18 protein-coding genes are annotated in these 17,867 nt (G+C 58.9%); all 18 read right to left on the reverse strand.

The window, feature by feature from the left end; genetic code table 11:
• Positions 1 to 53: 53 nt before the first annotated feature.
• Complete coding sequence (locus tag QC821_RS04290; RefSeq protein WP_089684740.1) at positions 54 to 278, reverse strand: hypothetical protein; 225 nt, start codon at positions 276 to 278, stop codon at positions 54 to 56.
• Between the two features lie 20 nt (positions 279 to 298).
• Complete coding sequence (locus QC821_RS04295) at positions 299 to 886, reverse strand: hypothetical protein (protein WP_143005083.1); 588 nt, start codon at positions 884 to 886, stop codon at positions 299 to 301.
• Between the two features lie 37 nt (positions 887 to 923).
• A complete protein-coding gene (locus tag QC821_RS04300; RefSeq protein ID WP_089684744.1) occupies positions 924 to 1,358 on the reverse strand; it encodes a single-stranded DNA-binding protein in 435 nt (144 codons plus the stop codon).
• 18 nt (positions 1,359 to 1,376) lie between these two features.
• On the reverse strand, positions 1,377 to 1,832 hold the full coding sequence (locus tag QC821_RS04305; protein WP_176761484.1) for a DUF3158 family protein: 456 nt from the start codon (positions 1,830 to 1,832) through the stop codon (positions 1,377 to 1,379).
• Positions 1,833 to 2,086: 254 nt separating this feature from the next.
• Entirely contained in the window at positions 2,087 to 2,815 is a 729-nt protein-coding gene (locus tag QC821_RS04310; RefSeq protein WP_089684748.1) for a PFL_4669 family integrating conjugative element protein, read from the reverse strand.
• Positions 2,816 to 2,897: 82 nt separating this feature from the next.
• Positions 2,898 to 4,247: an STY4528 family pathogenicity island replication protein gene (locus QC821_RS04315; RefSeq protein ID WP_089684750.1), complete on the reverse strand. Its 1,350-nt coding sequence runs from the start codon at positions 4,245 to 4,247 to the stop codon at positions 2,898 to 2,900.
• Positions 4,247 to 4,849: a DUF2857 domain-containing protein gene (locus QC821_RS04320; RefSeq protein WP_089684752.1), complete on the reverse strand. Its 603-nt coding sequence runs from the start codon at positions 4,847 to 4,849 to the stop codon at positions 4,247 to 4,249. Before QC821_RS04320 ends, QC821_RS04315 begins: the two co-directional genes overlap by 1 nt.
• Positions 4,846 to 6,750, reverse strand: coding sequence for a ParB family protein (locus QC821_RS04325; RefSeq protein WP_089684754.1), 1,905 nt, complete (start codon positions 6,748 to 6,750; stop codon positions 4,846 to 4,848). The genes QC821_RS04320 and QC821_RS04325 overlap by 4 nt, the downstream gene beginning before the upstream one ends.
• Positions 6,751 to 6,825: 75 nt before the next feature.
• Complete coding sequence (locus tag QC821_RS04330; RefSeq protein WP_089684756.1) at positions 6,826 to 7,062, reverse strand: type II toxin-antitoxin system HicA family toxin; 237 nt, start codon at positions 7,060 to 7,062, stop codon at positions 6,826 to 6,828.
• Positions 7,055 to 7,435, reverse strand: a complete 381-nt coding sequence (locus QC821_RS04335) for a DUF7673 family protein (RefSeq protein ID WP_089684758.1) — start codon at positions 7,433 to 7,435, stop codon at positions 7,055 to 7,057. Before QC821_RS04335 ends, QC821_RS04330 begins: the two co-directional genes overlap by 8 nt.
• Positions 7,432 to 8,835 carry a replicative DNA helicase gene (gene dnaB / locus QC821_RS04340; protein ID WP_089684760.1) on the reverse strand — a complete coding sequence of 468 codons (1,404 nt, stop codon included), beginning with the start codon at positions 8,833 to 8,835 and terminating at the stop codon, positions 7,432 to 7,434. The genes QC821_RS04335 and dnaB overlap by 4 nt, the downstream gene beginning before the upstream one ends.
• Positions 8,822 to 9,688 (reverse strand): ParA family protein, encoded by an 867-nt coding sequence (locus tag QC821_RS04345; RefSeq protein ID WP_089684762.1) that lies wholly within the window; start codon positions 9,686 to 9,688, stop codon positions 8,822 to 8,824. Before QC821_RS04345 ends, dnaB begins: the two co-directional genes overlap by 14 nt.
• Positions 9,689 to 9,996: 308 nt before the next feature.
• Complete coding sequence (gene qatD / locus QC821_RS04350) at positions 9,997 to 10,725, reverse strand: Qat anti-phage system TatD family nuclease QatD (protein WP_309717500.1); 729 nt, start codon at positions 10,723 to 10,725, stop codon at positions 9,997 to 9,999.
• Positions 10,722 to 12,026 (reverse strand): Qat anti-phage system QueC-like protein QatC, encoded by a 1,305-nt coding sequence (qatC, locus tag QC821_RS04355; RefSeq protein WP_309717503.1) that lies wholly within the window; start codon positions 12,024 to 12,026, stop codon positions 10,722 to 10,724. The genes qatD and qatC overlap by 4 nt, the downstream gene beginning before the upstream one ends.
• Complete coding sequence (locus QC821_RS04360) at positions 12,023 to 12,544, reverse strand: hypothetical protein (RefSeq protein WP_309717506.1); 522 nt, start codon at positions 12,542 to 12,544, stop codon at positions 12,023 to 12,025. Before QC821_RS04360 ends, qatC begins: the two co-directional genes overlap by 4 nt.
• 230 nt (positions 12,545 to 12,774) lie before the next feature.
• Positions 12,775 to 14,559, reverse strand: coding sequence for a KAP family P-loop NTPase fold protein (locus QC821_RS04365; RefSeq protein ID WP_309717507.1), 1,785 nt, complete (start codon positions 14,557 to 14,559; stop codon positions 12,775 to 12,777).
• A gap of 64 nt (positions 14,560 to 14,623) precedes the next feature.
• Positions 14,624 to 15,799, reverse strand: a complete 1,176-nt coding sequence (locus tag QC821_RS04370) for a GIY-YIG nuclease family protein (protein ID WP_309717510.1) — start codon at positions 15,797 to 15,799, stop codon at positions 14,624 to 14,626.
• Entirely contained in the window at positions 15,792 to 17,855 is a 2,064-nt protein-coding gene (locus QC821_RS04375; protein WP_309717513.1) for a DEAD/DEAH box helicase, read from the reverse strand. Before QC821_RS04375 ends, QC821_RS04370 begins: the two co-directional genes overlap by 8 nt.
• Positions 17,856 to 17,867: the final 12 nt, after the last annotated feature.

Here is a 17,867-nt window from a genome sequence, read left to right on the forward strand (position 1 = left end):
AGGGAGCGAAGCAAGAAAGGGAACATCAGCGATAGGGCTTTGCACCGCCGTCTTCAGGGGTTAGCCATCAGCTCGGCGACGTCCATCACGTCGCCCAGGAAAAACAGCATCTGAGTGCCGGATGAGCCGGCGCCTCTGACAATGGGCTGGGGTGGCGCATGGCCGCGCAAATCGCGGCCATGCCGAAGGGCATCCTTGAGCTCGGTCACACGGACGCCCAGCAGCTGAGCCGCGTGGCCAATGCCGATCCGCTCTTGTCTCAGTGCTGGCGATGTCACCGAATTCCCTCCTCTCTACGCTAACGGAGCACCATGCGGAAACGCTCCTCGAGCGCCTCACCCATGGCATCACCATCGTACCCGGCATTGGTCGTCGGCAGGTACTCAACGTTGATGCGAGAGCCGCTGCCGTCGCGCTGGATTTGTGCCTTCAGCACCAGGGAGTGCTCGGCACCGTTGACGGTCTGCCTGGCATAGTCACTCATCTGATAGAAGGCGCCGGGCGTGGCATCGAAGTGCCAGGCGTTGTCCATCATCGCCCACTGGTCAGAGTTGCTGTTCGGGTTGAAGTCCGCCTCGGAGCGGAATCCGAACTCGGAACGCACCCGAGCATAGGCCGTATCCACATCCAGCGGCGACGCCATGCTGAAACGCCCATGCCGGCTGCTTGCCGATACCTCCTGGCCGCTGCTGGCTGCCACAGCCTCCTCGTCGATAGCAGGCTGCTGCTCGGGATCGTAGTTGATCGGCTCCCCGGTCACCGGGTTGTTGATGCAGGTCAGGCAGCGGCCTTGAGAGTAGAGATGGTCCTGTGTGGTACAGCCCGCTGCCAGCACCGCAGCAGCACCCAGGCCCATCCAGCACAGCACCCTCCTGGCTCCCTTCATCGCTCTCCTCCTTGATTCATCCATGATCACTCAGCGGCTAGTCCCCGTAGCCTTCCTGGCTGGCCCCCGGGCCACTGGCATACTGCTCAGCCGGCTGCTGATGGCTATGGGGGGTATCCATGATTACCTGAGCTACCCGATGAGGCAAGATGGCCACTCGCTCAGCCTGTACCTTGAAGGCCGTGCGCGTCTCGCCGTTCTGCTCCCAGCTGTCCTGAATCATCTTGCCCACCACCACGACCCGCATCCCTCGCTGATACAACCGCGACCAGCGCTCTGCTTCCCGGTGCCACCACTCCACGTCTGCCCAGAAACCACCGCGATCCACGACCTCTCCGTCCTTGGGGACCAGGTTATCGAACCGCACATTGAGCCTTAGCAGCGTGCGGGGCGGCTGGTTGTCACGCACGGGGAAGGTCCGAACCTCCGGATCGCTGCCGATATTCCCCTCGCCGTAGAAGCGTGTGCCCATGGGTATCCTCCTTGGTCGTTATCGCTGAAATGAGACAGCATGCTCGATATCGGCCAGCGCCTTGCCGATTCGCTTGATCGACCAGTTGATCGTGGCCGCCTTGGCATTGAACACGCAGCGCTGCACCTCGAGATCAATGACGGACTGCCGCATCGCCTCGGATATGTCGTCACGAGACAGGAACGCTTCCAGCAGCCAAAGCCCCATGCTTCTCTGCCTGTTATCGCGCCACTGCAGGGTTCTGGCTGGGATGCCTGACTTACCCCATGGGGTAAGCCAGAGGTCGGTCGATTTCAGCAAGCCGCCATTCGCTTGAGATGCCATATCGATCGCCTCTTGCCGCGCCGCTCTTGCCGCCTCTTCCAGCTCGTCACGGAGCCGAATCAGCTCCCCCTTACCCTTAAAGGGTTTTAAAAAACCCTTTGCGTAGCTGTTGAATGCGTCTTTGCCATAGCTATTCGATGCGCTACTCACCCTGCCCCCCCTCATGCTCTTGTTGTGATGCCGGTGACATCACCACAGACCTCCTCGGCACCGCCGCCCAAGTGATTCCAGTGGAATCACCCCGGAGACCTCCTCCGGCACCGCCGCCCAGGTGATTCCAGTGGAATCACCCCGAAGCCCTCTCGGCACCGCCGCCCCAGTGATTCCAGTGGAATCACCCCGGAGGCCTCCCCGGCACCACCGCCCAGGTGATTCCAGTGGAATCACTCCGGGAAGCCAAGCCGCTACTCCTCGGCGGAAGGGGCTTGGTCACTCTCCGCCTTGCTCCCACCACCGGCGACCTTGGACTCTCCCGGCTTGGAAATCGGCGGTGCAAACTCGCTGCGCCGCTTGCCGGAGAGCACGTCGTCAGGCAGTGCGCCGAACTTCTCGATGGCGTCTCGGGCCTTGGCATTGTTGGCGGCGAAGTCGTCCCGGGTGGCACCGCTGAAGCCCGGGTACTTCTGGGTGCTCGCGCATAGGCTACGCAACAGGTGGCCACCGCCCCGGACGTACTCCTCCATCTGTCGCCGCCCAATCAGGGCGATATGGTGGGCAAGCATGACGCGCCTGACGAAGCGGTCGAAGTCGATCAGCAGGCGCAGGGCGAGCCATCCATGCTGACCGCCGGTATAGACAGGAATCTTCAAGGGTTGCTGATTAAGGTTCTCCTCCACGTCTAGCTCTGGTGGAAGCTGTGCCATCAGGCTATCGAGCTCATGGAGACGCTGGTCCAGCTGAGTACGAGTCTCGGCAAGTTTGGCATCCAGCTGCAGCAGCCAGTGATCCGCATAGGGGTCATCCTTGGCTGCGTTCTGCTTGATCGCACCGCAGATCAGCAGGAACTGCCGCATGCCGATTATCTGTGGGCGACCCGTCTCGACCCCACGGCCCTTCCAGATCCGTGCAGCGTGGTGGGTATGGAGCGTCAGTTCGATCTTGCTGCGCAGTGCTCCCAGGCGATCAACGGCCATGGCGCGTCGTCCTCATGCTGATGTGTGTCTGCGGTATGGCAGGCACTGTCAATCAGTTGAGGTGGGGGGGACAGCGGAATTGTTAATGGCTATTGAGTGAGTTTTTGTCGCCAGCAGGCCATAGCCCCAGCTTGCGCAGGCACTGCTCTCGGGCCGCTCGGGCCTCATCAGGTGACGTGGAGCTCGGTGGCGTGGGCGCCGGCGCCTGCGTGGATGGCTGAGCCGCGGCACGGGGTTCAGACAGATGCTTGGCCGGTGAAGCGCTCTGGGTCCTGCTGCCCGCCCGGCATTCGGCCTGGGTCTGGGCATAGCCGGTCGCCACGAACTCGCCCCTGATAGCGCGCTTGATCAGCCCCCGCAGGAAGCCCTTGGGGTTTCTCACCGAACCGCTGCTCACACGACCCGCCGCCTCATCGAGAATCGCTTGCTGGGTATCGCCCGATAGGCCCGACATCAGGAGTTGAGTCGCCTGACGTTCACTCCCATCCAGCGAGAGACACGCCGGCCAGTGCAGCCTCGGGGCTGACGTACCTGTAGGTTTTACACAGTGTGAAGTACGTACTGTACGGGAAGAACTGCCCGAGTTTTCATCGAGAACTGCCTCGACAGCCCGATAAGCCTTTGATTCCAGACTTGGTTCTCTCTGAAAACCAGGGGAGTTCTCTCGGCTCACCCGGCCGGGTTCTCGCTGAGAACTCGGCTGCCTGCCCTGGTTCTTCTGCTCAGTCGCAGCGGAGAACTGGGCAGCGTCATGCTTGGCAGGCGACCGGCACTGGGCCTGCCTCGGCCGAGACGCCAGGGTATCGAGACGCGTCGGCAGCTCATGTAGCGCCCCGGCCTCCTGGAGCTCCTCGAGCACCATGGCAGCAACGGCCTTGACCACCTTGTTCTGGTGATCCAGGCAGCGACACACATACTCCACGTAGTCGGCATCCAGCACCGAGGCTTCCGCAGGCGAAAGCGGCTCGTCGTGCAGGATATAGACGTTGCCGATAATGCGGCCGTTCTGCGCGTTGCGCGCCCGATGACCGAGACTGACCCAGCGGGTCAGGCGAAGCACAGCGATAACGCGGGCGACCGTGGCCCTCGACGCCTTCTGGCCCGGCGCCCCCCGCAGCAAGGGCTGCAGCTCGTCATAGGTCGGCACCGCCGTGGTTCGGTCCGGATTGACCAGCATGCGCATCATCTGCCAGCCAAGCTTGTCGACGTGCCCGAGGCGGGGATCCAGCAGCAGAGACCGCGGCACGGTCTCATGGGGGTTCCCGAAAAACAGCAGGCCATCGAGGCCTGACGAAGCCTCCCCTGACCGCTCCGTCTCGCCGTTCACAGCGCCAGACGCCGGGGGCTCTCCCCGGCGCTGGGTCATCTCGGAAGCTGCCTGGCCGATCAGGCGATCCAGCCCCTGCCGAGTGGCGTCCCGCAGCTGCACCATCACCGCTCTCCCGCAGGGGACGTCCACTCTTCGGCCGGGGGCGCCGTGCGCGGCTGGCCGGGATCGACCCACTGCTTGATCAGGTGCCACACCACCGCCAGCGGGATATCGGTCTCCTCGGCGAGGGTGACCATACCCTGCAGGTCGTCGGTCGCCTTGGGGTCCAGGGCGATATGCTGCCAGCGCTCCCAGGCATCATGCTCTGCCTGCTCCGACGGCATCGCCAGCCGCCCCTGGCGCGGCGCAATGCCCAGCAGCTGGCGACGCGTCGAGCAGTCGTTGCCGGTCAGGCCGAAGAAGGCTCCCATCATGCTGACGCTGGCCCCCAGCCTCAGGCAGCGGTCGATCAGGGTCTCACGATCCTGGTCACGATCGATGCGCGCCAGAACACCGCGCAGCGCGGCATGATCCACCGAGAAGCGCGCTACCACCGGCCCTGCGCAGGCCAGCGAGTCGATATCGCTCGCCCTCAGCCGTCGCAGGGTGCGCAGCTCATCCTCACTGAAGCCAAGGGCCAGCGCTCGGCGCATATTGCCCTCCCGAAGAAACCCCATGACCTGGCTGAGCAGCGCCTGGTTCAGGTTGGCGGATGAAGAGCTCATGACTGGGCCTCCTGTTGTCCCTGCAGGTGTTCACGAAGGCGGCGAATCAGCCGCACCAGACGGAAGAAACGAAGCAGTACCGCATCGTCCCAGGCACTCTCATCGCCCTCTTCCCGATGGGTGCCCAGCAGCGCTCCCCATAGGGTGGCGTCAGAGGGGTACTCGGGATTGAGTTCACCGCGCAGGCTCGCCAGCGCCTGCCAGGCGAAGCGTGCACGGCGGTCGGCGGCGTCCGGCAGCGGGTTGAGGTCGAAACCGATGCCGTCGTCATCGGCGACCACCACGTCGCTGCCGCCGAAGCCTCCCCAGCGGGCAATCACCTGGACCAGCTCGCGGATACGAATACGCAGTGAGCGGGGCTCATCCTCCACCCCTTCGATAAACCAGACGTCGGCAATGGGCGGGGTGGTTTCGCCGGAGAGCACCGGCGCCGCCAGGGGGGCCAGCTGCTCGAAATCGAAGCTGGGCACGCCGAGCTCGCTGGCCAGATGGTGGCGGTAACCGCGCTTCCCCGGACTCTCCTGCCAGCTGGACTGGGTCAGCCCCTCGAGGCGGGCGGCCCGCTCGGCTTCTGTCCGAGCAGCCCCCTCTGGCCAGTCGACCTCCTCCTCTGGGGTCGCAGCCATGGGCACAGGGCCAGGCTCCGACGCCGGCTCACCGATTCCTCGCAGCACGGGAGACGATGATTCGCTCAGCTGCTCCTTTTCACGCTCCAGCGCGGCAACCTGCTCACGCAGCCGAAGCAGCTCGGCGCTCTCTGTCCTCTCGTCGTCGGAAAGCGCGTCTCTGCCCAGGGCCCGTGGCGATGGCAGCTGCTCAGCTTGGGGCTGGGATTGGGGTTCACGGCCAGAGTCGGAAGCAGACACCTTCGCCACCGGCGCACCGCCCGCGGCGGGCTCGGCAGAGGTCTCGGGCAGCGGTGGATAAAGCGAGGGCGGCTGGGCGTCGGGGTCGCGCATCTGCTGCAGCTCAACGTCCAGGGCTTCGAAGGCCTGATGCTCTTCCAGGTCCCAGCGCCGCTTGCGATAGGTGACGATGTTATCGAGGGTCAGCTCGCAGACGTTGAAGTGCACGCCGGTGTGGTCGGCCAGCATGCCGCACAGCCGATCCACCACGATGCTCCAGTTCATCTCTGTCTGGCCCTCGTCATCGAACCAGGCCATGGTCTGGTGCCAGGCCTCGGCAAAGCCCTCGGGCGCGACCTCCTCGGTGCAGCGCTCCCAGATCAGTCGGCAGGCTTCCCGGTAGCTGATCAGCTTCTCGACCTGTGGCCGCCCTAAGCCGCTGTAAAGGGTGTTGGGCAGGGTGGGCAGCAGATGCTCGACGGTATAGAGCATCTTGCTGATATGGCTCTGGGCAACCTGATAGCCATCCTCGGCCAGGCGCTTGACCAGCTCGCGCTGCGAGAGCGTGTCGCCGCTCTCTTCCTCGTACATCGCCTTGGCATCCACTACGCCCTTGGCACGCTCGATCCAGAGCAGCTGGCCGCGGTTGTCGTTCTCGCTGAGATGCCCTGTCAGCATCTTCACTTCCGACTGCCAGGGTCGGTACAGGGCATAGAAGGCGTGGAAGCGCGACTCGCCGGTCTCCTCAAAGAGCTCGCGCAGGATCTGCAGGCGGGTATTGCCGCCATCACAGATGGTGTAGTGCTTCTCCCCCGGCCGCTGGGTCACCGGGGGCTTGTGCTTGAGACCCGCGGCACGGATCGAAGCCTTGATCTCCTCGTACTTGGGATTCCGGACCTGCCGGGGGTTGTGCTCGTAGGGCTTGAGCATGTCCAGCGTGACCCAGACGGCCATCTCCTGGTCAGGAGGAGTTACGGCATCCACGGGCTGCCCCTGACGCTTGGGGCCCGGCTGCATCAGGCGTTCGCGAAGCTGCTGGTCGGTAGGACGTTTCATCGGGTGACTTCCTTGGTGACGGTGCTGACAGAAGCGGCGCAGGCATGCGGCGCCCTGGTGCTGATGACAGTGGCATCACTCGTCATGGCGGCACCTCTGCTGCCACTCCGCCCGACGCAACTGGGAGCGGGCATTGAGCTCGGCGCGGCGGTCCTTGGTGGTGAAGGAGGTGAAGACCGGCGCACAGCCCGGCTTGCTGAACCGCAGGTGACCGCCGCTGGTACGCTGCACCTCCCATCCCTGAGACGCGGCATAGCGAATCAGGCGCTGCATCCCCTTGCACCCTCGCGCTACAGAAGACGACTTACTCATCTTCGGCCTCCTCGATCTCCCAGAAGCGTTTCAGCAAGGCATCACCGCCCTCGATGAAGGTGTGGATCTCGTGGCCGCTGTAGGTGGCCATCCGGATCACCGTGAGGGCATCCGCCTGCAGGTCCGCATCGAGCCCCCGCAGCCGCTGCATCTCGAAGGGCCAGTGGTAGCCGTTGTAGAGTCCGAGCAGGAGGCGACGAAGATGGTGGGACTGGCCGCTATGGCCCTCGGCCACACGGATCAGGTGCTCGAGCGCTGACAGGCCCTCCCGTTCCGCCTCGAGCTGCCGCTGGCGGGTCTCGTGCATGACCTGGGCAAGGGCCTGTGAGAGCCGGGAGCGGGGGTCGGGTGTGCGTACACGATGCTGGCTCATGGGGTCCCCTCCTGGTGCTGCCACGCCAACGGTTTGAAGCGCGCCGACTCTCCCTGGAACGCCAGGTGCACGGTGCCGGTCGGCCCGTTGCGCTGCTTGCCCAGGATCAGCTCGGCCAGGCCGTGGCTGTCTTCGTTCTCGGGGTGGTAGACCTCGTCGCGGTAGATGAAGGCGATCACGTCGGCGTCCTGCTCCAGCGCACCGCTGTCACGCAGATCGGCCATGCAGGGGCGCTTGTTGGGGCGGGTTTCCAGCGAGCGGTTGAGCTGCGACAGGGCAATGACCGGAGAGCGCAGCTCCTTGGCGGTCTCCTTGAGAATCCGACTGACCTTGCCCACCTCGAGGGTCCGGTTCTCGCTGCCCGGCTCCTGAAGCAGCTGCAGGTAGTCCACCAGGATCATGGAGGGGCGCCCGAAGCGGCGCGTCATGCGGCGTGCGCGAGCCTTAAGGCTGGAGGCGGTGATGCCTGAGGCATCATCGATCAAGAGCTTCCCTTCCAGCTGGGTGAGCCGATTGACCGCAGCGGTCACCTTCGGCCAATCCTCGTCCTCCATCTTTCCGGTGCGCAGCTTCTGCAGGGAGACATTGCCCAGGCTGGCGATCAACCGCAGCATCAGCTGCGACTCGGGCATCTCCAGGGAGAAGATAAAGACCGGACCGGCAACCTCCTCTGCCGTCAGCGCATGCTCCGCGAAGCCGAGCCCCATGGCGGTCTTGCCCATGGAGGGGCGGCCGGCCAGGATAATGAGATCCCCGGGCTGCCAGCCCGCGGTCATGGCATCCAGCTCGCTAAGTCCGCTCGGGATACCCGTCACCCCGCCCTGCGCATTGAAGGCCTGATCAATGACGTTGATGGCCTCCCCCAGCATCTCCTTCATGGAGCTCAGCCGCTCATGCCGGTCCTCCGTCAGGGCGAAGAGCTTCTGCTCGGCCTCCTCGATCAGCTCGGCGGCCGAACGGCCCTGGGCGTTCAGGGCCTGCTGGTTCAGCGTGAAGCAGGTATGGATCAGCTGACGCAGCGCATGGCGATCCCGCACGATCTCGGCATAGGCCACGACATTGGCCGCGCTGGGCGTATTGCGGGCCAGCTCTGCCAGGAAGGCGAGGCCTCCCACCTGCTCCAGCTGACGCGCCTCCTCCAGCGCTTCGGAGACGGTCACCACATCCATCGGCTGGTCACGCTCGGCCAGCCCCTGAATGGCCTGAAACACCAGGCGATGGGCCTGCTGATAGAACATTGCCGGCGCCAGGCGGTCGGCGACCTCGTCCCACATGGCGTTATCCAGCATCAGGCCGCCCAGCACCGACTGCTCCGCTTCCAGGCTGTGCGGTGGCAGGTAACCCGGCTCGGAGCGCTCTTCCACACCTGGCAGCACCGCCAGATTCTCAATGGCACTCATCGTGGCAGCCTCCCTGCATGGCGGTGGTGCTGACCATGGTGTCGATCAGCGGCTGCCAGTCAGGATTGAGCTCACAGGCCATCGCCTTGACCTGATCGGCAGCGGCGGGCGACTTGCGGCCGGCGGGCTTGCGCGGCTCGAACTGGTGAGCCGGCAGGCCGGCGCTGGCGGCCTGCCGGAAGGCCACACCGGCGCGAATGGTGTTCTGCATCACGGTGACGCCCTGCTCACCGGCGGCGAACATCTCCGCCAGCGTCTGGTGAATGCCCCGCGCATCGGCGGTTTCATCCAGACGGTTCACGAGTACGGAAACGGGGGGAACGGAGAGGTGGGTGAACTGGCTGAGCGCCTCGAGATCGCGCAGCAGGCCGACAGTGCCGCGCACGAACTCGCGGGCGGAGAGCAGCTCGGGGGTGATGGGAGAGAGGGCATGATCGGAAGCCAGGACCGCCATCTCCAGGGTGATGGAGCGTGCCCCCTGGGTATCGATCAGAACGAGGTCATAGCCCGATAGGCTGGAGAGCAGCTGGGCGAGCCGGAAGCGGCCGTCCGGGGCGTTGAGCAGCAGCTGAGGAAGCTGGCCGGCGTGATCGTTGGAGATCACCACATCCAGGTTGGGATGGGCCGTTTGCGATATGACGCGGTCGGGAGCCGTGTCGCTGAGCGCGATCAGCTCATAGGTACCGCCGGAGGCCTCGGTGCGAAGAGGGTAGTAGCTGGAGAGGGTCGGCTGGCTGTCCAGGTCGATGAACAGGACCCTGAGGCCCGCATCGGCCAGGAGGCCGCCCAGATTGGCTGTGACGGTGGTCTTGCCGACGCCGCCCTTGGTGGAGATAACAGACATGATGCGCATTGATTGTGCCCTCGTGTGGTAACGAGTGGCCTAAGGGTCGAACCTCAATCAATGCAGTGCGTACTTGGTGGGCCCAGCTGGACTCGAACCAGCGACCAAGGGATTATGAGTTTGCACGCAACGCTGCAAGCCCAGCAAAATCAAGGGTAGCCCACCGTAAGCCAGATAAAACAAAAGTATTTGCGTGACAGTAACTTAGCGTAATTATGCGAAGGTGGCCAGAACGGATGAGTGTACCGCTACTGTACCGATGAGCCTTGCTTTTTGGTAAGTCCTAGTCAAGCAGTCCCTTCTGGCTGTCGTCCCGCTCATTGCGTTATAGCGAGTTTTTTTAGATTGCTTTTAATTTGGTATTCGGCAAGTTCAATTGGAAGTTGCCACAGTGATGCTAGCTGGCGTGTGGCCAAATCGCTATCCCATGGCATAAGCAGCTTTCCATCGCTCTTTGCAAAAGGGCCGTCTGTCTCTGTGAGGACACGGTCTTTTGGCATCATTGATGCCAACTGGCGGCCAGACTTGGTCAATAGCATGGCAGGACCTACAGAAAACCAGCATCCGATATCAATGGCTTTTTTAAGCTGCGCAGGTGTTCCTGTAAACCAGTGAAGTATTGGCGTGCCATTTATACCTGTGATTTCATCAATCACGACTTCTGCACTTGCTCGGCTATGTATAGACATTATCCTTCCGCCGTTACGATGGACGCTACGGAGGATATGGCGGAAAACGGAAATCTGAACCTGCCAGTGCTCCTTGAAACCTTTTCCTCCATCCAGCCCCACTTCCCCTACATATCTCGCCTGAGAGATTAGTGCATCAAACAGCTCCACCTCATTTCTACGTTGGTGGGCAAGTTGTGGATGCAACCCAAGGGCGGTCTGGATTCTTGGGGCATCCTCAGCCAGTTTGGAGGTCCCATTCCAGGCTTTCGGGGTGGTTGTCACTGACAATACGTATGTTCCCCTTCGCCTACACTCTTCAGCAATGTTGAATGGCTCCGAATACAGATCGAGGTGGCAATGCATATCGACGGTCATAGGGATCTTTCGGCTCTCAGGAAAGCTTCAACCTCGCTCAGCCCATCTAGAAATACGTTTTTATATTCATCGAATGTCGCGGCAGGAAGTGGGCCACTGTCAACAATCCAAGGGCCTGGATTCCTTGTCGCTTTTTGTTTGATGGCGATACGGAGAGCCTGTAGGTCATCCCGACGGACGGCTTCACTCAAAACCCCAGTTATGGTGTTAAAAGAGTAATCAGTTTTTTCACTGATCCCTGCCGCAAGAATTGCTGCTCGGCGAATGATACATGGTACACAAATGCCGCATTGTTGGTTTGATCGCTTCCAATGACTGCACGACACCGTGTTGGCCACGACTCTTTCTAGCAACTTTCTATTTTGACAATCAGCGGCCATTTGCCCTTTCGTTTTGAATTGATATGGATTGATAATTCGACATGCGATACCCACAGCATCAAAAAGACTCTGTATGCTTTCGATAAAATATGGGTGGGTGGTCCGCGTACTCAATGTGCCGATTCGCCGGGGGGTTAGTGGTGCATTTAATGAAATAAAACCATTTTCAGGTACAAATAGGTCAACTGTTCGTTGCTGAGATACAGCTTGCACAGCAAAGGCGCCTGCAGCGGCAAACGCTAGGAAGTTGAGGCTTCGCGTCCGCATCGTGATGTCAGTCTTGCCGCTGCACAAGTGTGGATCAGCGTTTATCTCAAAGCGAGAGTACTGCCCTTTGAGTACTTGTGAGATTCTGTCCTGATGTGTTTTATCTCCCTTGTATGCATGGCTTACCAGCAGCGGGGCGCGCCCTTTTTCTAATAGGTCAATTGCTCCAATGGCTGAGTCTAGACCTCCTGAGAACAGGCTTACACAATCAAGATCTCTCAACCGAATAAGCTTAAATCGGTCTTTCTGGTGATATGGTGCTGGAGGAGGATAACCACCTTCGATGAATTCGAAATCCCACATATCACCACTAAGGAAGTGAAGAGCCCGCTCTAGATCTTTTTTAAGTGGAAGCCAGCGTGTTGGCTCATGGAGTGGAAGGTGGACGGAAAAACGGCGAGTCCAGCCATCTTCAGTGTCCGTACGCTTTACAAAGGTATCTGCGGCTGTTACAGCAAGAGCAATTGTCAGAAAATCCATAACTTGACTGGGTAGTTGTACTCCCAGACGCCGCACCTTATCGATAACCTGATTTCCGATGTATGATATATCGCCTCGACCCTTCCCGCTTAAACCATATATCTGAACGGGTAATAAGCCATCACTGGCAGGCGGGAGATGAAGGTGATCGTGATGAAATACTAGTTTCGTCATTGGTAAGCCTCCCACTCTTTCCACGAGTCGATAATGGCTTGACGTTCAATTTGAACCATTTGCTGCCGATTAAATGCTCTCACATTCTTGGAAAGCTTAGGGGCCATATGTTTGTCGACTACAACCTTTACCAGCTCGCGGAGCTCCGTTTCCGCCCGCATCGCTTTGGCAGGGGTATCTGCTTTATTCCAGGCTTTGTCTGAATCCATCACCATCTGAAGAAAGATACTTTCAGCCAGATACCCAATCATAGTGTCAACAATCACATCGTCGGTGATACATTGAGGATCAAAGACCTCCACACCATCCAGCGCCTCAACCAAAGCATGATTCATTGCTGCTCGGATCTTTTCCGAATCTCCGTCTTCTGTAGTCAGAGCTTGGGATATAGCTGAAATTGCAAGTTCGCAAGGTAGGCCAGCGAGACTGCCAAGATCAATACTAGTCTCACCTGGGCCTGCAGGAGCTCCAGTCAAGGCGGCAAAGAGTCCTGCGCCTGCAAGGGTTACGCTTCCCATCCTCCTAGCTGCGCTTCCGCCTCCACCACTTGCTTTACGTGCGTAGTGCCCAACAGCTTTCCTAAAATCATCTCGATTGCCGCTAGACACCGCACGACCCAGGGATGTTCGGAATGGAGCAAATCTGCTTGCCTGCGGTGGTTGTATTGACTGTTGTGGTTGGTCATCCGCCCATGGCGGTACCAGTGGTGAGCCGCTCCCGGGACCAGTGCTTGATTGTGAAGTTCCCATTACCTGTCCTTATGCCATTTTTCTTCTTTTAGGGCCGCTGTCATCCATGGTGGAAATTTCTCACCTCCATTTATTTCCTGAAGATATCTAACCAAGATTTTGGCAGCATCGGATGAGTGACGAGCTAGCAGGCAAGCCCCCGCAAACCCTTTCGGCTGCTTTGTCCAGTCGGTGAACTGTCGCAGATGGGTTATAACACCCTCCATTACTGGGATCTGGTCTTCCAGCGGCAAAGTATCCAAAAACTTTTCTGCTGTAGGTGAGCTGGTATTTTTGGTATCAACTAGGGCCTTGAGTGCTTCCCGACCAGTTGGTGACAGTCCAACCACATAGGCGCCAATCGGCATTGTTTCACGAGACAGGTAAATTGCGGCTCTTAGGTCGATCCCACTAAGCCGCGGATCGAGTTGCGCCCACTCTTTTAAGAAAGATTTTGTGGTCGGATTGTCTGCCCATGTTTTCGGGGTATCAGAGGGGATTTGACCGTCCATCTCCTCCAGGTTTTTGAGCAGTGTTGGCGTTCCATGTTCGGAATCAACCAGGCGATACAAGTCCGCAGTTGCCTCTACACCCATACACCGCTCAAAAATAACCAGTTTAGTGATGATCGCCTCGTCTAGAGGCATTGAGCGGCGCTGTGCAATCCGTGAGCGCATTTTCACAACATTTAACAGCCGCTTCACGATCCTAGGGTTCCCGTGGATGATAGGAGAGTTAGCTAGGAGAGGGGCAATACGGTCTGCTCGGGCAAGCGCCCTAGCTAGTTCACCATCCTCAGACTCCCCTGTCAGAGCGAGTGCATCTTGCCGAGTTATTGGCTCGTCTTTCCATGACTGCTGAAGGGCCTGCTCTAGGCCATTCCGGAGTTTCTCTAGTTTGTCTTCGGGCAGACGGTAATCGATGGCATAAAGCATAAATAAGTAAGAGCGAATCTCTCGGACACCGGCTTTAGGTACGCGGATAGGGACTTGAATTAGTTTGTCCAAGTAGTCTATCTGATGCCGGTCAGACGCCCCTTTGAAGTAATCGGCCACTGATGAACGGATCATTTCTTCATCAGCGGCGATGATAAAAGCAGTATTCGTTAAGAAGAGGAATAGCCGGATGGCTTCAAGCGTGTGAATGGCGTTGCTTGGCAAGCAGCGATCCAAATTATCGATAACAACCACAAGCGGCTTACCGAGCTCTTCCAGGATCTCCCCGTACTCTTTCCGAAAGGCATCAATCTGCTGCGGCGGGCTTTTCTGCTCTTCAGGCCTTAACAGCCCACCGAGCTGTGCCTTTGCCTCCATACCGGTTTTACAAAGGCTCTGGTATTCATCCTGATCCTGAATTCCGTCAGTGGCATTCCTTAAGGCGCCAACACTTCTAGAAATGAGACCACCGGTGGGAATCCCGGCGAACAGTGCAGCGCCTTCAGTCAGCAGCCCCATGGCCCGGAAACCGTCAACTCGGGCAAGGAGTTTTCTGGCTTTTTGGGCTAAGCTCGCGTTCCCATCTGCAGCATCAGTAAGCGCAGTTGCAATGACTTCCAATAGGGCTGCTCGTGCGTCGTCATAGCCTTGATAGAGCCAGGCATCAAACTTGATGACAATCCATTCTCTCTTATCCTGCTCAAGCTGCTGCTCGATCAATTTCAATAGCGAGGATTTACCAGCACCCCAATTGCCAAAGATCCCAACCGAGACTGGCAACATGCCGTCTGCAGTAAGTATGTCAACAGCTAGTTGAGATACTTCCCCAAAATTGAGGTAGTCCTTTTCTGACTCCTGATCTGTCCACATATGCTATTCCATTTGCATGATAACGAATGGGTGCTTCGACCCGTATCAGCGGTTCTTTGAAAATTCAGTCCATAATAAGCAGCTTGGCTTTACTTGGTTCGTAAACTACGGATGTAATAGTACCATTACAAACCCGCTGCACAGCCTCATCAATAACATGCAGTGGCACCAAGAACCACTCTCTAGGCTTGACCGGGTGCCCGAAGCGATCCTGGATCGTGAGATCAAGCTGAGCTGGGGCAAAGATGCGGTGGAACAGCGCTTCCAGTTTCTTACGATTGATACCGGCCAACTTATAAGTGGCAACCACTTCTACATCGGCTAGCAGGTAGGTGGCGTCGTGTGCGGCGTTGCCAATGCGGGTTTCAACCTTGCCACCTGTCACGCCTATCTTGTGAATCAGTTCGCGATGCTCGGCAACGAACGGATGTTCAGACAGGCTGCGCAATACATAGATTGTTCCGCTTTCTATGTCATCATCTTCCCAGGTTTCACTGAACAATGGCCCAGCATCAGGTTCTGTGATGCGGCGGCTGGATTCATCCTTGTAAAGCGCCCTGACTAGGGACAGACGCAAAAGGTTGCTTTCCGTGCCGTTGGAGAAAATCACGCGCAGTCGAGCATCTTTCTTGCCTTGGGGGGAATCGAATTCCTCACCCTCATCAGCCACGTAGGCAGTTTGCCCATCCAGGATGAACCACTGGCCCACCTCGATAGTGGAGTTCTTGCCGAAGGGGCGCGTGATACGCACACCGGCTTTCAGCTCGCGATCTACCTGCTCAAACAATGGCTCGAAGGTCGCAAAGTTCTCGCACTTCTCTCGGTTCGCGATTTCTTCAGCGGCGCGCTTCTCGGTAGTGGAGCGAACGTGTTTCAGCTGAGTCAGCTCCGGTGCACCTACAGCACCGGCCAGCTCAGCAAGCAGTGCATCATCGTCCATGGCATCTATGGTTTCAGCTTCATTGGCATAGGTGCCATCGAGCAGGCCCTGATGATCAAGGGGTGTTACCAGGTCGCGGCATTCCTCAAGCGCTCGAATGCGGTCCAGCCGCACGGCGTAAAGCCGTTCAAAGATGTCATTGTCTTCGCCATGCTGAGGGGCTCGGCCATGCTCTTCTACAAAGCGCTGAATCTCTTCAAAGCCGGCAATGATGCGCTCTTCCTTGGCGGACAATCCCTTCTTTTTCTCCGGCTGGGCGAACTCATCCAACTCGGAGCGCAATTCGTCCAGATCAATCATAGCGACCCTCATCTTTAAAGCGAACGAATGCGGCAGCACCTTCGGCCATGCGCTGTTCCCAGGCATCCTGAGAGCTGACTGACGGCAATCGGCCTCGTTCTTTCTTGAACTTCACCGCCCGCAGGGCTAGGTCTTTCGCCTCTTCTGGCGTCAGGTTCGTGCGTTTACCTGAGATGGCCGCAGCCACTTGCTTGAGGCTCTCTTCACTCATGGTCTTGGCCAGGATTGCGTAAGCCTCACTGAAGGGGTTAATGCGATCAATCAGGTCAATATCGAGCTCCCGCACGTCCATGGCGAACTTGCGCACACCAGCAATCAGCGCTGTGTTTGGCTTGGGTTCGTTGCTTCCGATATCAATAGCCTCACCACCGACGAGCAATTGCTTGGCCTGCTGGGTTAGGTTCAGGGCGGCAATGGCGTGTTGACGCACAGCCTCCTGGTCTTGCTCGTCCAGGTTGGGGTAGCGGTCCTTGATGATCTTGCCCATGCGTACCTGGGTCAGCTCTTCAGGCACCAGTTCCTCGTCGAACAGCCCGCGCTCGATGGTCGTCTTGTCCTGAACGAAACCAGCAATCACCTCGTTCAGGTCTTCCTGGCAGATTCGGGTGGCTTCCTCACTTTTGGGCTCAGCCAGCCCCTTGATCTCAATCTGGAACTTGCCGGTTTCCTCATTCACGCCCACGTTGCATTTGCTGGGGTCATAGCCACCTTCACCATAGTCGAAGCCTTCCTGCTGGCCGCTGGTTGGGTTCTTTGGCTTGAACTCGAAGCGTGGGGCCAGTACCTGCTCCATCAGCAGGCTGGCGGCAATGGCTTTCAGCGTGTCGTTGATGGCTTCCGTCACGGCCTGCTCGGCAGCATCCGGTTCGGCAATCAGGTTAGTGAAGCGGGCCCGCGTTTTGCCCGGCGCATCCCGCGTGGCGCGGCCGATGATCTGCACGATTTCAGTCAGGCTGGAGCGATAGCCCACAGTCAGCGCGTGCTCACACCAGATCCAGTCGAAACCTTCCTTGGCCATGCCCAGGGCAATGATGATGTCCACGTGGTCACGGTTGTTTTTCTGCGTTGGATCTTTCAGCGCGCTGGAAACACGGTCACGCTTGGCCTGATCATCATCCACCAGGTCGGCGATTCTCAGCAGCCTGCCTTCGCTGGTTCTAACCAGCTGAAAGCCTGTCACTGGATCAGCCCCTTGCCACTCCCCCAGCTCCTCGATGATGTGCTCTACCTCACGGATCTTGTCCTTGGTGCTTTCACGGGAATTGACGTTAGGGATGTGAACAATGGTCTTCTCAGCAGGATCGAGCACCTTGAGGATGTCATCGGCGTAGGAGCCGGAATAGAAGTAATAGCCGATATCGAGCTGCTTCAAATGCTCGTAGCCGTTCAGCTGCTCGTAATAGGTGTAGGTGACGGTATCAAAGCGTGACTCATCCTGTGGTGCCAGAACGGCTTCGGCATCACCTCGGAAGTATGAGCCGGTCATAGCGACGATATGCACCTTGTCGCGGGCTATGAAGTCGCCAAGATGCGCACCGAGCTTGTTATCTGGGTTGGCCGAAACGTGGTGGAACTCATCCACGGCGATCAGACGGTCATCGAAGGCTGCAACGCCAAACTGGTCTACCGCAAAGCGGAAGGTAGCATGGGTGCAAACCAGTACCTTGTCATCGCTTTCCAGAAACGCGCCCAGGGATTTGACTTTGCCGCCATTGTCGGAGCCCGGCGCGTTGCACAGATTCCATTTGGGTTCTACATGCCAGTCCGCCCAGAAGCCATAGTCACTGAGTGGTTCGTCATTGAAGCTGGAACCGATGGACTTTTCCGGTACAACGATGATGGCCTGTTTCAGGCCCTGGTTGTGCAGCTTGTCCAGGGCAATAAACATCAGGGCACGGCTCTTACCCGAGGCGGGCGGTGACTTGATCAACAGGTATTGTTCACCCCGGCGCTCGTAGGCACGCTCCTGCATAGGGCGCATACCCAGCGCATTCGACTTTGCTGAGCTGCCATTGCTGGCATACGAGACGGAAACTGAGGGTACTATTTTGGTCATAATGCGATACCT

The organism is Franzmannia qiaohouensis (genome assembly GCF_031451695.1).
GTDB classification, from domain to species: Bacteria; Pseudomonadota; Gammaproteobacteria; order Pseudomonadales; family Halomonadaceae; genus Franzmannia; species Franzmannia qiaohouensis.

Coding starts and splice junctions, on each gene's coding strand:
- QC821_RS04295 (WP_143005083.1), bottom strand. CDS start 886: ATGAAGGGAGCCAGGAGGGTGCTGTGCTGGATGGGCCTGGGTGCTGCT.
- QC821_RS04300 (WP_089684744.1), bottom strand. CDS start 1,358: ATGGGCACACGCTTCTACGGCGAGGGGAATATCGGCAGCGATCCGGAG.
- QC821_RS04310 (WP_089684748.1), bottom strand. CDS start 2,815: ATGGCCGTTGATCGCCTGGGAGCACTGCGCAGCAAGATCGAACTGACG.
- QC821_RS04315 (WP_089684750.1), bottom strand. CDS start 4,247: ATGGTGCAGCTGCGGGACGCCACTCGGCAGGGGCTGGATCGCCTGATC.
- QC821_RS04320 (WP_089684752.1), bottom strand. CDS start 4,849: ATGAGCTCTTCATCCGCCAACCTGAACCAGGCGCTGCTCAGCCAGGTC.
- QC821_RS04325 (WP_089684754.1), bottom strand. CDS start 6,750: ATGAAACGTCCTACCGACCAGCAGCTTCGCGAACGCCTGATGCAGCCG.
- QC821_RS04330 (WP_089684756.1), bottom strand. CDS start 7,062: ATGAGTAAGTCGTCTTCTGTAGCGCGAGGGTGCAAGGGGATGCAGCGC.
- QC821_RS04335 (WP_089684758.1), bottom strand. CDS start 7,435: ATGAGCCAGCATCGTGTACGCACACCCGACCCCCGCTCCCGGCTCTCA.
- dnaB (WP_089684760.1), bottom strand. CDS start 8,835: ATGAGTGCCATTGAGAATCTGGCGGTGCTGCCAGGTGTGGAAGAGCGC.
- QC821_RS04345 (WP_089684762.1), bottom strand. CDS start 9,688: ATGCGCATCATGTCTGTTATCTCCACCAAGGGCGGCGTCGGCAAGACC.
- qatD (WP_309717500.1), bottom strand. CDS start 10,725: ATGACCGTCGATATGCATTGCCACCTCGATCTGTATTCGGAGCCATTC.
- qatC (WP_309717503.1), bottom strand. CDS start 12,026: ATGACGAAACTAGTATTTCATCACGATCACCTTCATCTCCCGCCTGCC.
- QC821_RS04360 (WP_309717506.1), bottom strand. CDS start 12,544: ATGGGAAGCGTAACCCTTGCAGGCGCAGGACTCTTTGCCGCCTTGACT.
- QC821_RS04365 (WP_309717507.1), bottom strand. CDS start 14,559: ATGTGGACAGATCAGGAGTCAGAAAAGGACTACCTCAATTTTGGGGAA.
- QC821_RS04370 (WP_309717510.1), bottom strand. CDS start 15,799: ATGATTGATCTGGACGAATTGCGCTCCGAGTTGGATGAGTTCGCCCAG.
- QC821_RS04375 (WP_309717513.1), bottom strand. CDS start 17,855: ATGACCAAAATAGTACCCTCAGTTTCCGTCTCGTATGCCAGCAATGGC.